We start from the raw sequence: 11,960 nt of genomic DNA on the forward strand, positions 1-11,960 counted from the left end.
ATTTCCATCAGCACCAGGTGTCCTAATGGCTCGCATTACCGTCGAAGACTGTCTGAACCAGATCCCCAACCGTTTCAAGCTCACGCTGGCCGCGACCTACCGCGCCCGCGAGCTGGCGCAGGGCCATGCCCCGCGCCTGGACAGCAAAGACAAGCCCACGGTCACTGCGCTGCGCGAAATCGCGGGCGGCCTCACCGGCGTGGAAATGCTCCGCAAAGTTCCGACCTGATTCTCTCCGGGGGGCGGCACGCATGGCTTTTCCCGGGCTGAAGTACGCTTCATCAGGTCTGCTTGCCGCCCTGCGCGCCGGCTCCCGTCTGGGACGGCGCACGGGCAAGAAAGACAAGACCCCGCCTCCACCGCCTTCCGTCGCCGCCCAGGAGGCGGCCGACGCGACGGCATCGCCCGTCGCCTCACTGGCGCCGCTGACCGAAATCATCGGCAGCTATCTCGACAAGAAAGATGTAGAACGCGTGCGCGAAGCCTACCGCTTCGCCGATCAGGCGCATCTGGGCCAATTCCGCGCGAGCGGCTCGCCCTACATCTCTCACCCCATCGCCGTCACTGAAATCTGCGCGGGCTGGAAGCTCGACGTCAACGCCCTGTCGGCCGCGCTGCTGCACGACGTGATGGAAGACCAGGGCGTCACCAAGACGGAACTCGCCGAGAAGTTCGGCCCCGAGGTCGCCGAGCTGGTCGACGGCCTGTCCAAGCTGGACCGGCTGGACTTCGCCACCAAGGCCGAACAGCAGGCCGAGAGCTTCCGCAAGATGCTGCTGGCGATGGCGCGCGACGTGCGCGTCATCCTGATCAAGCTGGCCGACCGGCTGCACAATATGCGCACGCTGGACGCGGTCAACCCCGAAAAGCGCCGCCGCATCGCGCGCGAGACGCTGGATATCTATGCGCCCATCGCGCATCGTCTGGGCCTGAACCTGCTGTTCCGCGAACTGCAGGACCTGTGCTTCGCGGCCATGCACCCGAACCGCTACCAGGTGCTGTACAAGGCCGTGCTGGCCGCGCGAGGCAACCGCCGCGAGGTCATCAGCAAGATCGCCGATTCGGTGCGCGCCGCCCTGCCCGCCGCCGGCATCGAGGCCGAGGTCACTGGCCGCGAGAAGACCCTGTTCGGCATCTACCGCAAGATGGTCGACCAGAAAAAATCCTTCTCGGACGTGCTGGACATCTACGGTTTCCGAGTCATCGTCCACACCCTGCCCGAGTGCTATCTGGCGCTGGGCACGCTGCACCAGCTGTATCGCCCGGTGCCCGGCAAGTTCAAGGACTACATCGCCATTCCCAAGGTGAACGGCTACCAGTCGCTGCACACCACGCTGGTCGGCCCCTACGGCACGCCGGTGGAATTCCAGTTCCGCACCCGCGACATGCACCATGTGGCCGAGGAAGGCGTGGCCTCGCACTGGCTGTACAAGGGCGCCGACCTGACCCTCAACGACCTGCAGAAGCGCACTCACCAGTGGCTGCAATCGCTGCTGGATATCCAAAGCCAGACCGGCGATTCCGGCGAGTTCCTGGAGCACGTCAAGGTCGACCTGTTCCCCGACGCGGTCTATGTGTTCACCCCGCGCGGCAAGATCATCTCGCTGCCGCGCGGCGCCACGCCGGTGGACTTCGCCTACGCGATTCACACCGACATCGGCAACCAGGCCGTGGCCGCCAAGGTCAACGGCGAGTTCGTGCCGCTGCGCACCGAAATGAGCAGCGGCGACACGGTGGAAATCGTCACCTCGCCGGCCTCGCGCCCCAACGCGCAGTGGCTGAACTACGTGCGCACCGGACGCGCGCGCTCCGAGATCCGCCACTACCTGCGCACCGTCAAATACGAGGAATCGGTCGCCTTCGGCGAACGCCTGCTGGGCCAGGCCATGCAGGAACTGCACATGCCGCTGCCCGCCACCGACGATCCCGCCTGGCAGAAGCTGGCGCGCAGCACCGGCGCCAGCTCGCGCGAGGAAATCCTGGCCGACATCGGCCTGGGCAAGCGCCTGGCCGCCGTGGTCGCGCGCCGCTTCGCGCCCGAGCACCAGCTGGTCGCCACCACCGCCGCCGCGGTGGACGAGCTGACCTCGGCCCGCAGCGCGCCCATCCTGATCCAGGGCAACGAAGGCCAGGCGGTGCAGCTCGCGCCCTGCTGCGGCCCCCTGCCCGGCGACCCCATCATCGCCGGCATGCGCATGGGCCACGGTCTGGTCGTGCACACCGCCGACTGCCCGGTGGCCATGCGCCAGCGCCTGCGCGAACCGGAACGCTGGATCAATGTGGGCTGGGACACGCACACGGCCAAGCACCTCGCCACCCGCCTGGACATCGTCACGCGCAACGAGCGCGGCGTGCTGGGCCGGCTGGCCGCCGAGGTCACGGCCGCCGACGCCAACATCGTCCACGTCACGATGCACGACGACGCGGTTGCCACGGTGTCGCTGCACCTGACCATCCAGGTCGACAGCCGCAAGCACCTGGCCCAGGTGATCCGCGCCATCCGCCACGTGCCGCAGGTGCAGAAGATCGTCCGAGTCAAGGGGTGACCCACCCCCGAAGCGCTGCGCGCTTCCCCCTCTAGGGGGCATGTCTACGGACCGGCGGAGCCGGATCCGTGACATCCCGATTTGGGGGCACCTGTTCTTGTGGCGGTCTGTTTTCTATTGCCCACAGATTCCTGTAGTTGCCCCCCCGCCTGGCAGCCCCGCCGTGCAGGCGGGGCTGGTCGCGCGGCGCAGTACCTGGCCTGTACGGGCGGGTAGCGTCTGGTGGCCGTCCCAGGTCTGGCTGCCGTTGAGCCATACGCCTTCGATGCCCTCGCTGACCTGTATCGGATCTTCGAAAGTGGCGCGGTCCTGGATGCGGTCCGGGTCGAACAGGACCAGGTCGGCGTGGCAGCCGGTTTCTATGCGACCGCGGTCCTGCAGGCCGTATTGTTGCGCGGCCTGGCCGGTCATCTTGTGGATGGCCTGTTCCAGCGTCATCAGGCCGGACTCGCGCACCATCTTTGCCAGGATGTGCGGGAAGGTGCCCCACTGGCGCGGATGCGGGCGCGGATCGAACGGCAGGCCGTCGGAGCCGAACAGGGTCAGCGGGTAGCGGGCGATGCGTTCCACGTCGCCCGGGTCCATCACGAAATAGATCGCGGCGGCCGGCTTCAATTTTTCCAGCAGGCCTACCTCGTCCAGGCCCAGCGTGGCCATCAATTCGTGAAAGTCGCGCCCGCCGGCTTCCGGATAGCCCTTGGACCAGGTGATCATGGTGCGCGACGACTGGCCGACGCGGTCCAGCCGCAGCATGGTGGACGTGGCCGGATAGGGGTGACAGTCCAGGCATAGCGGCTGCGAGCGCGCGGCCTCGGCCAGTATTGCCAGCGTCTGCTCGGACCGCCCGAAATTGCGCTTGCCGGCGACCTTGTGGTGCGAGAACACCACCATGCAATCCAGCGCGCGTCCGACCCGCAGGGCTTCCTCGATGGACGCGACGATATCGTCCGTCTCATCACGCAGATGGGTGGAGTAGATACCGCCCAGCCGCTTCAGCGGCTCGCAGACCGCGATGATCTCCGCCTCGGAGGCCGCCGCCGCGGGCGGATAGAAGGTGCCGGTGGACACGCCGAACGCGCCCGCGCGCAGCGCCAGTTCCACTTCGGCGCGCATGGCCTCGATTTCCTGCGGCGTAGCCGCCCCCGACACGTCCCGCATGGCGCGAACCCGCAGCGTGGAATGCCCCACCAGCGGCGCCACGTTGACGTTGGCGGGCTGGTCCCGCAGCGCGTCCAGCCATGCGCCGAAGGTCTCGAAGCGAAACAGCGCCGGTGGCCCCATCAGGTCCAGCGGCTGCGGCGGATCGGCGTGGACCAGCGGTGCGACGCTGATGCCGCAATTGCCGGTCACCACGGTCGTGATTCCCTGCGACACCTTGGGCTTCATGTGCGGATGCACCAGCAGGTAGCCGTCGTCATGGGTATGGGTATCGATGAAGCCCGGCGCGAGCACGCATCCGTCCGCCTCGATGATGCGATCAGCGCGCCAGCCTGCCAGCTCGCCCACCGCCACGATCCTGCCGCTGGCGACCGCCACGTCCGCGCGGCGTCGCGATGCGCCGGTTCCGTCGACCACCGTGGCGCGCCGGAACAACAGCTCTGCCTCCGCTCGCTGGCCTGCCCTCTTGTTTTCCATGCTTACCTCCCTTCATTGCGTCGCCGCGCTCGCGGCGACCCTTCACGCTTGCGCGCCGCTACAGCGCGATCCTAGAACATCTCGCCCCGCCACAACACGGGAGGCCGGGCCTATGCAACAATCGTTTCACGCTCAATCCCGCCACCCAGACCATGCCGCCATCGCCCGCCACGCCGCCCCACTCCCTGGACGCCCTGCTCGCCGCGCTGCGCGAGCAGTTCGGCGAGCTCAGCGCCCAGCTGCAAAGCGGCGCGCGCCATCTGCTCGACCACCCCAGCGAAGTGCCGCTGCTGTCGATGCGCAAGATCGCGGCGGACGCCGGCGTGCAGCCGGCCACGCTGGTGCGCCTGGCGCAGCATCTGGGCTATGACGGCTGGCAAAGCCTGCGGCTGGTCTTCGTCGAGGCCCTCCGTGGCGGTCCGCAGCCCTATGCGCAACGCGCACAAAGGCTGGTGCGTGAAAGCGGGTCCGACCGGATGCTGGAAACCATGTTGCAGGCGCAGCACCGCAACCTGGAGCAGACCGGCGCCGCCAACGCCAAGGCGCTGGCGCAGGCGGCCGCCATCCTGGCCGGCGCCAGCACCGTTCACGTGGCCGGCTTCCGCTCCAGCTACCCGATCGCCTTCGGCTTTCACTATCTGTACCGTCTGTTCCGCGATTCCGTGCACCTGGTACGCGGCGACGCCGGCACGCTGGAAATGGACCTGCGGGCCCTGAAGCCGGACGATGCGGTGCTCATGACCAGTTTCGCGCCCTACTCCCAGGAAATCGTCCGCGTCGCCGAGGCCGCGCGCCGCGCCGGCAGCAAGGTCATCGCGCTGAGCGACAGCGTGGCCGCGCCGATCGCGCTGAAGGCCGACTGCACGCTGGTGTTCTCGGTGGACAGCCCATCTTTCTTCCCGTCGATCAGCGCCGGCATGGCCCTGGTGGAAGCGCTGGTGCAGCAACTGCTGGCGCAGGAGGGCAAGGGGGCGATCAAGACCCTGAAACAGGCGGAAGAACAGCTGCACCGCAGCGGCGCCTACCTGCCGTCCGCCGGCCGAGGCTGAGCGGGAAAACCGCACACGCCCTCCTCTTCCAGGCGCATGGCCGCAGCCAGGCATGGAGCCTCGCCCCCAGGCGGACCGATCAGCTGCACGCCCAGGGGCATGTCCGCGCCCGGCACGGCCACCGGCGCCGCGACGACGGGCAGGCCCGCCAGCGACACCGGCCGCGTCATATGCCCGGCGTCCGCGCGCGGCGCATAGATGCGCCCCTGCTCGCCGACCAGACGTTCGGCGCCGACCGGCGGCGCGGCATACGGCGTGGCGCAAGTCAGCAGCAGGTCCACGTCCTGGAACAGGGTCTGCATACGCGCGCGCCAGACCCACCGCCAGGCCTGCGCGGTACGGTACCAATCGTCCGGCAAGGCAAGGCCGGCCAACATCCGCTGCCTGACCATCGCGCTGTAGCCGGCATGACGCCCGGCAAATCCATGCCGCAGATGATTGCGCGCGACCTCGTAGGCGGAAATGATGCTGGCCGCGTCGCGCGCGCGGTCCACATCCGGCAGGTCTATCATGCGCGCGGACGTGAACGCTGCCGCCACGCGCAGCACCGCGTTCCAGGCTTGCGGCTCGGCATGCTCCGCGAAGCCGGCCCGTAGCACTCCAATCCGCAGTCGGCCATGACCACTGACCAGCGCATCCGTCGCCCCGCCGCGCAATACCTGCCAAGCCAGGGCGAGGCCGCCGGCATCCGCCGCCATCGGCCCCGCCGCATCCAGGCTTTCCGCATAAGGAAAACAACCTTGCGTGGACAGGCGGCCAGCGCCCGGACGCAAGCCCCAGATGCCGCAGAACGCAGCCGGCGCGCGAATCGAGCCATTGGTGTCGGAGCCCAGGCCCAGCGGAACCACGCCGGCCGCGATCGCGGCGGCCGTACCCGCCGATGAGCCGCCCGTTATCCTCGAAGGATCCCAGGGATTGCGCACCGCGCCGCCGATCACATTCTCTCCCGTCGCGCCGCAGGCATACTCGTCCATATGCGTCAGGCCGATGGGCACCGCGCCGGCGTCCAGCAAGGCCCGCAGCACGGCCGCGTCCCGCGCGGCGGGCGCGTCCGCCTGCCGTGGCGCCGCGCCGGCCAGCGTGGGATGGCCGCGCAGGTCGAACAGGTTCTTGGCCACGAACGGCACCCCGGCCAGCGCCGGCATGGCCAGGCCAGCGGCCAGCCGGCGGTCCAGCGCGCGCGCCGCCGCCAGCGCCTCGGTCTCCAGCACGCGTGAGAACACATTGAAGCGCTGCGCCGCCATTGCCCGCGCCAGGCAATCCTCCGCGATCTGTACGGCGCTGCGCCTGCCGCTCAAGAACGCATCGCGGATCGCCGCCGCGCTACGTTCAGACGCCATGCTTGTCGCCCTCCCTGGCGTCGACGCGCGCCGATTCCGCCAGGGCCTGTTCCAGCGCCAGGACCATGCGCCCCATGTTGCGCACCAGATCGGCCGCCGCCCCGGCATCCTCGGCGGACACCGCGCCCTCCAGGCCGCGCAGCACGATTTCCACCCTGGCCTGCGGGTCCGACGACGGCTGCGAATCCGTCAGGACCGGCGTCATCGCACCGCCCCCGCCGCCATCAGGCGCTTCGGGATCGCAAGAATCAGCAGGGCCGCCGCCAGCATGAGCGCGGCCAGCACCAGCACCGCGATCGAGATGCTGCCGGTCCATTGCTTGACGCCGCCCATCAGCACCGGCCCGATCAGCCCGGCCAGGCTGGCGGCGCTATTGATCAGGGCGATGCCGCCGGCCGCGGCGGTGCCGGCCAGGATGCGGCCCGGCAGCCCCCAGAACATGGCCAGCGTGGCCATCAGGCCGGACACGCCGACGGTCAGGAACACCATCGCCGCCACCGTATTGTGCGGGAACAGCGTGCTGGCCCACATGCCCGCGGCCGCCACCAATATCGGTATCGCCGTGTGCAGCCGGCGCTCGCCGCTGCGCTCGGCGTGCGCGGCGTTCCGGTTCATCACGACGCAGGCCACGCCGTAGGGAATCGCCGTCAGGAAGGCGATCTCCAGCGGCGACTGCATGCCGGTCGACTGGATGATGGTGGGCAGCCAGAACACCAGCCCGTAGTTGCCGATATTGAACAACAGGCAGATGGCCATCAGCATCCACAGGATCGGATTCTTCAGCGCGTCCACGAGACGGCTGCTCTTGCGCGCGTTCTCGGCCGACAGCGCGCCGCTGACGGCGGCCGCTTCCTCCGGCGTCAGCCACGCGGCGGACTGCGGCGATTCCGGCAGCATGCGCAGCACCAGCAGCCCCAGCAGGATCGCGGGCAAGGCTTCCAGCAGGAACATCCATTGCCAGCCTTGCAGGCCATGCAGGTCATGCGTGCCCGTCATCAGCGCGCCCGAAATCGGCCCGCCCAGCACCATGCCCAGCGGCATGGCCAGGAACAGGATGGACATGATGCGCGCCTGGCGATCCGCCGGATACCATTTGTTCAGGTACATGACGGCGGCCGGGAAGAACCCCGCCTCGGTGACGCCGAGCAGGAAACGCGCCACATAGAACTCGGTGGGGGTCGTCACCAGCATGGTGCCCGCCGACACCAGGCCCCACAGGATCATGATGGCCGCCATGCAGCGCCGCATGCCCAGCTTGTAGATCAACAGGCTGCTGGGCACCTGGCACAACATGTAGCCCCAGAAGAAGATCCCTGCGCCGATGCCGTAGACCACGTCGCTCAAGCCCAGCGCCTGCTGCATCTGTAGCTTGGCGAAGCCGACGTTGACGCGATCCAGGTAGCTGAAGAAGTAGCAGAGAACGATGAACGGCACGATGCGCCGCGTCACCTTGGCGTAGGCGGACGCCGCCCGTTCCGCGCTGGCCGGCGCGGCCGCGCCCATGCCCATGCTCCCTGCTTGCCCCGCGTTGCTGGCGATGCTCATGTCACGCTCCTTTCCCCATAGACAGCCATGCGCGTGCATCCGATAGCCGCGTCGTGGTCAGGAACGCATCGTAGGATTTATGAAACGTTTGATCTATAGGTGGATACCATGAAACATACGATTCAAAAATAAACGAACGGGCTAGCGGTCCGCCGCGCCGGATCGCGAGCCTGCAAGAACAGCCAGGGCGAACAGCCCGAGAGGATGGCCGGAACCACCCTTCTTGCGAGCCTGAATGAAAAAGAGCGGACGATGTCCGCTCTTTCAGGTCTGCCGCCGCCGGCGCGGGCCGGCGTCCGGCAGCAATGCTCAGGCCACGTGCTGCAGGAAATCCCGCAGGCGCTGGCTGGGCGGATTGCCCAGCAGCTCCGTGGGCGGACCGTCATGGGCCACCTTGCCGCCGTCGATGAAGATCAGCCGGCTGCCGACCTTGCGGGCGAACTCCATCTCGTGAGTCACGACCACCATGGTCATGCCCTCCTCGGCCAGGTCCTTCATGACCTTCAGCACTTCGTGCCGCAGCTCCGGATCCAGCGCCGAGGTCGGCTCGTCGAACAGCATCAGCTTGGGCTTGATCGCCAATGCGCGGGCGATGGCTACCCGCTGCTGCTGGCCACCCGACAACTCAGACGGATAGTGGTTCATGCGCTCGGCCAGGCCGACCTTGCCCAGCAGTTCCTGAGCCAGCTTGCGCGATTCGTCCCGGCCCATGCCGCGCGTGTGGACGGGCCCGAACATGACGTTCTCCAGCGCCGTCATCTGCGGGAACAGGTTGAACTGCTGGAACACCATGCCGGCCTCGCGCCGGATCTCGCGCACCTGGGCCGCGTCACCCTTCACGCTCAGGCCGTCGACCAGCAGATCGCCGCCGTTGATGGTCTCCAGCACGTTGATGCAACGCAGGAAGGTGGACTTGCCCGAGCCCGACGGCCCGACCACCACCACGACTTCGCCCGCGTCGATGTTCAGCGAAATGTCGTTCAGCACCAAGGACTCGCCGAAGCGCTTGGTGACGTTGTGGAATTCAACCATGCTCATAGTATGCGCATCCTCTTTTCCAGCAGGCGCAGGCCCAGCGCCATCGCACCGGTCAGGATCAGGTAGACGATGGCCACCGCGGACCAGATCTCGACCGCACGGAAGTTGGCGGCCATGATTTCCTGGCCCTGCCGCGTCAGTTCCGCCACGCCGATCACGATGAAGAGCGAGGAGTCCTTCAGGCTGATGATGCACTGGTTGCCCAGCGGCGGGATCATGCGGCGGAACGCCACCGGCCCGATGATGTGCAGCAGGATCTTGTGGAACGGCAGCCCCATGGCCTGCCCGGCTTCCTTCAGTCCCTTGTGCACGGACAGCAGCGACCCGCGCACGATCTCGGAGATGTAGGCGCCCGAATTGATCATCAGCGTGACGATGGCCGCCCATTCCGCGTCCACCCGGATTCCAGCCATGATGGGCAAGGCGAAATAGATGAACATCACCTGCACCACGATGGGCGTGCCGCGGATGACCGCGACGTACACCTGGGCGATGCCGGACAGGATGGGATGCCCGTAGGCCCGGACCACGCCGGACAGCGCGCCGAGCAGGAACCCGCCGAACAAGCCCCAGAAGGTGATCTTGACGGTCATCAAGGTCCCTTCCAGCAAATTGGGCAGCGCGTCCCGGATGACTAACCAGTCGAATTCCACGATTTTCCCCTCAGGCGCCCATGCGCGCCGCTGCTAGGCGGGGATGCCGGCCGGCGCCGGCCGGCCCGGGGCCGCCCTTTGCCGGATCCGGCCGTCCCACAGGAAACGACCGGATCGAACCGCTGCCGGGCAACCCCGAACTACCGAAAAACCAAACGCGGCAAAGCTCAGGGCTTCTTGCCGAACCACTTGGTGTAGATGGCGTCGTACTCGCCGTTGGCCTTGAGCGTGGCCAGCGCCTTGTTCACCTGCGGGACCAGATCGCTGCCCTTGGGGAAGGCGATGCCATAGAAGTCGCCGCTCTTGACCGAGCCCACCACCTTCACGCGGCCCTTGCCGGCGGTGTTGGCGTAGTACTGCACGTTGGGCGTGTCGTGCACGGCGGCGTCGACGCGGCCTGTGGCCAGCTCGAGATAGGCGTTATCGATGTTGGGGAACAGCTTCAGCTTGGCGTCAGGCACCTGGGCCTTCAGGAAGTCCACCGTGGCGGTGCCGGTCTTGACGGCGACGGTCTTGCCGGACAGGGACTTGGCGTCCTTGATGTCGGTGTTCTTGTCGCCGACCAGGATGGCCAGGCCGCTTTCGTAGTAAGGATCGGAGAAGTCGATGACCTTCTTGCGGTCGTCGCGAATGGTGATGCCGGCCAGCGCCACGTCGATGTTCTTGGTCTGCAGGCCCGGAATGATGCCGTTGAAGTCCATGGGCTGGAGCTTGTACTGAAGCTTCAGTTCCTTGGCGATGGCCGCCCACAGATCCACGTCGAAGCCGGTGTAGGTATTGCCCTGCTTGAACTCGAACGGCACGAAAGCCGTATCGGTGGCCACGACCAGCTCCTTGGCCTGGGCTGACGAGGCGGCGCCGAACATGGCGACGGACAAGCCGACCAGCGCGGCGGCGAACTTGCGTTTGATCATGTAACTCTCCTCTTGGGGGACGCTCGAGGCCCCCCGGGTTTGTCGTCGGGGCATGATTCCTGGGGTAGCGCCGGGATCGCCGGCACAACGCATTGGCGATCTTAACGCATCCGTCCCCACCCGCCAGAGCTTAGAAAAATTACAATCCGCATGACACCCCGGAGAATCCCCCATGCCATACAAGCATGTACGCATCGCCGGCACGCGCCGGCAGGTCGGACAGGCGCTGGGCAAGCTGGCCCGCCCGCTGATGTCCGCCTACCTGGACCAGAGCGAGACCTGGGAAACGCTGCGCCCATGGCGAGGGCATCCCTACCTGGACGCGCTGGCGGCGCAGGCCAGGGCGGCGCTGCCAGCGGTATGGGAAGAATTCGAAGGGCTGGCCGAGGGCCTGGACATGCCGCTGGCCGACGCGCTCCTGTGGAACTGTCGCGGCGACCTGCTGCACAAGACCACCGACGGCTGCACTTCGGCGGCCCTGAAGTCGGCGGATGGCACGCGCTGGATCGGCCACAACGAAGATGGCGACCCCTATCTGTATGGCCGCTGCCACCTGGTGGATGTGGCGCTGGATGACGCGCCCGGCTATCTCGGCTTCTACTACCCCGGCTCCTTGCCCGGCCATACCTTCGGCGCCAATCGCGCCGGACTGGTCCAGACCATCAACAACCTGCGCGCGCGCCAACGGCACGAAGGCGTGCCGCGCATGTTCCTGGCGCGCGCGGCGCTGGACTGTGCCACGCTGGACGAGGCCGTGCAGCTGCTGCGCGCCACGCCCTGCGCCGGGGGCTTTCATCACACGCTGGGCTCGGCGCAGGACGCCAGGCTGTTCAGCGTCGAAGTGCTGCCCGGCGATGTCTCTATACAGGAAATCGGCGCCCGCTACGGCCACGCCAACCACATGATCCACGCCGACACCGCCGGCCTGCCTCAAGTAGTCACCGATTCGTCGCGCGCGCGCCAGCACCGCATCGAAGGCATCGTCGACAGCTGGTCGCCCGCGACCGGCGGCGCCGAGCTGCTGGCCGCGCTGCACGATACCGAGGGCGCATTGCCGATCCTGCGCACGGACCGGCATGACCCCGATGGCGAGAACACGCTGGCCACCGCCGTGTTCGAGATCGGCGACGGCGAAGTCACGCTGCGCGTGTACGACCGCAAGCCGCGCGCGGAGATCGCGCTGGACGTGATGAACGATCCGGAATGAAAAAGCGCCGCTCGCGGGAAGCCTGACGCTTCC

Annotated in this window: 11 protein-coding genes; 4 read left to right on the forward strand and 7 right to left on the reverse strand. The window is 67.5% G+C overall.

From position 1 onward, the window contains the following. Positions 1 to 25 precede the first annotated feature (25 nt). Both rpoZ and AC6LJ5_RS10395 read left to right on the forward strand, forming a co-directional pair. Positions 26 to 229, forward strand: coding sequence for a DNA-directed RNA polymerase subunit omega (rpoZ, locus tag AC6LJ5_RS10390; protein WP_006219679.1), 204 nt, complete (start codon positions 26 to 28; stop codon positions 227 to 229). A 22-nt stretch (positions 230 to 251) separates the two neighbouring features. Beyond that, the gene (locus tag AC6LJ5_RS10395; RefSeq protein ID WP_103274540.1) at positions 252 to 2,546 is read left to right on the forward strand and encodes a RelA/SpoT family protein; all 2,295 of its coding nucleotides are present in this window, start codon (positions 252 to 254) and stop codon (positions 2,544 to 2,546) included. A gap of 114 nt (positions 2,547 to 2,660) precedes the next feature. Here AC6LJ5_RS10395 and AC6LJ5_RS10400 read toward each other — a convergent pair whose 3' ends face one another. After that, entirely contained in the window at positions 2,661 to 4,181 is a 1,521-nt protein-coding gene (locus AC6LJ5_RS10400) for an N-acyl-D-amino-acid deacylase family protein (RefSeq protein WP_498140416.1), read from the reverse strand. 152 nt (positions 4,182 to 4,333) lie between these two features. On the opposite strand from AC6LJ5_RS10400, the gene AC6LJ5_RS10405 reads away from it, so the two are divergent. Then, a complete protein-coding gene (locus AC6LJ5_RS10405; RefSeq protein ID WP_103274542.1) occupies positions 4,334 to 5,230 on the forward strand; it encodes a MurR/RpiR family transcriptional regulator in 897 nt (298 codons plus the stop codon). On the opposite strand, the gene AC6LJ5_RS10410 is transcribed toward AC6LJ5_RS10405, so the two are convergent. The 6 genes from AC6LJ5_RS10410 to glnH form a co-directional block, all read right to left on the reverse strand. Continuing rightward, positions 5,203 to 6,570, reverse strand: coding sequence for an amidase family protein (locus AC6LJ5_RS10410; protein WP_498140417.1), 1,368 nt, complete (start codon positions 6,568 to 6,570; stop codon positions 5,203 to 5,205). The genes AC6LJ5_RS10405 and AC6LJ5_RS10410 overlap by 28 nt on opposite strands. Continuing rightward, on the reverse strand, positions 6,560 to 6,775 hold the full coding sequence (locus tag AC6LJ5_RS10415; protein WP_103274544.1) for a hypothetical protein: 216 nt from the start codon (positions 6,773 to 6,775) through the stop codon (positions 6,560 to 6,562). Before AC6LJ5_RS10415 ends, AC6LJ5_RS10410 begins: the two co-directional genes overlap by 11 nt. After that, complete coding sequence (locus tag AC6LJ5_RS10420; protein ID WP_498140418.1) at positions 6,772 to 8,115, reverse strand: MFS transporter; 1,344 nt, start codon at positions 8,113 to 8,115, stop codon at positions 6,772 to 6,774. The genes AC6LJ5_RS10415 and AC6LJ5_RS10420 overlap by 4 nt, the downstream gene beginning before the upstream one ends. Positions 8,116 to 8,424: 309 nt before the next feature. Next, a complete protein-coding gene (glnQ, locus tag AC6LJ5_RS10425; RefSeq protein ID WP_103274546.1) occupies positions 8,425 to 9,153 on the reverse strand; it encodes a glutamine ABC transporter ATP-binding protein GlnQ in 729 nt (242 codons plus the stop codon). Beyond that, the gene (gene glnP, locus AC6LJ5_RS10430) at positions 9,150 to 9,806 is read right to left on the reverse strand and encodes a glutamine ABC transporter permease GlnP (RefSeq protein WP_498140419.1); all 657 of its coding nucleotides are present in this window, start codon (positions 9,804 to 9,806) and stop codon (positions 9,150 to 9,152) included. The genes glnQ and glnP overlap by 4 nt, the downstream gene beginning before the upstream one ends. A 167-nt stretch (positions 9,807 to 9,973) precedes the next feature. Further along, positions 9,974 to 10,720: a glutamine ABC transporter substrate-binding protein GlnH gene (gene glnH, locus AC6LJ5_RS10435; protein ID WP_103274548.1), complete on the reverse strand. Its 747-nt coding sequence runs from the start codon at positions 10,718 to 10,720 to the stop codon at positions 9,974 to 9,976. A gap of 172 nt (positions 10,721 to 10,892) precedes the next feature. On the opposite strand from glnH, the gene AC6LJ5_RS10440 reads away from it, so the two are divergent. Beyond that, positions 10,893 to 11,927, forward strand: coding sequence for a C45 family autoproteolytic acyltransferase/hydrolase (locus AC6LJ5_RS10440; protein WP_103274549.1), 1,035 nt, complete (start codon positions 10,893 to 10,895; stop codon positions 11,925 to 11,927). The last annotated feature ends 33 nt before the right edge of the window (positions 11,928 to 11,960 follow it).

This window comes from Achromobacter sp. 1011791174 (assembly GCF_059760925.1).

Excerpts from the sequence above, each read along its gene's own strand:
- AC6LJ5_RS10395 (WP_103274540.1), top strand. The coding sequence starts at position 252 with ATGGCTTTTCCCGGGCTGAAGTACGCTTCATCAGGTCTGCTTGCCGCC.
- AC6LJ5_RS10410 (WP_498140417.1), bottom strand. The coding sequence starts at position 6,570 with ATGGCGTCTGAACGTAGCGCGGCGGCGATCCGCGATGCGTTCTTGAGC.
- rpoZ (WP_006219679.1), top strand. The coding sequence starts at position 26 with ATGGCTCGCATTACCGTCGAAGACTGTCTGAACCAGATCCCCAACCGT.
- glnH (WP_103274548.1), bottom strand. The coding sequence starts at position 10,720 with ATGATCAAACGCAAGTTCGCCGCCGCGCTGGTCGGCTTGTCCGTCGCC.
- glnQ (WP_103274546.1), bottom strand. The coding sequence starts at position 9,153 with ATGAGCATGGTTGAATTCCACAACGTCACCAAGCGCTTCGGCGAGTCC.
- AC6LJ5_RS10415 (WP_103274544.1), bottom strand. The coding sequence starts at position 6,775 with ATGACGCCGGTCCTGACGGATTCGCAGCCGTCGTCGGACCCGCAGGCC.
- AC6LJ5_RS10440 (WP_103274549.1), top strand. The coding sequence starts at position 10,893 with ATGCCATACAAGCATGTACGCATCGCCGGCACGCGCCGGCAGGTCGGA.
- AC6LJ5_RS10405 (WP_103274542.1), top strand. The coding sequence starts at position 4,334 with ATGCCGCCATCGCCCGCCACGCCGCCCCACTCCCTGGACGCCCTGCTC.
- AC6LJ5_RS10400 (WP_498140416.1), bottom strand. The coding sequence starts at position 4,181 with ATGGAAAACAAGAGGGCAGGCCAGCGAGCGGAGGCAGAGCTGTTGTTC.
- AC6LJ5_RS10420 (WP_498140418.1), bottom strand. The coding sequence starts at position 8,115 with ATGAGCATCGCCAGCAACGCGGGGCAAGCAGGGAGCATGGGCATGGGC.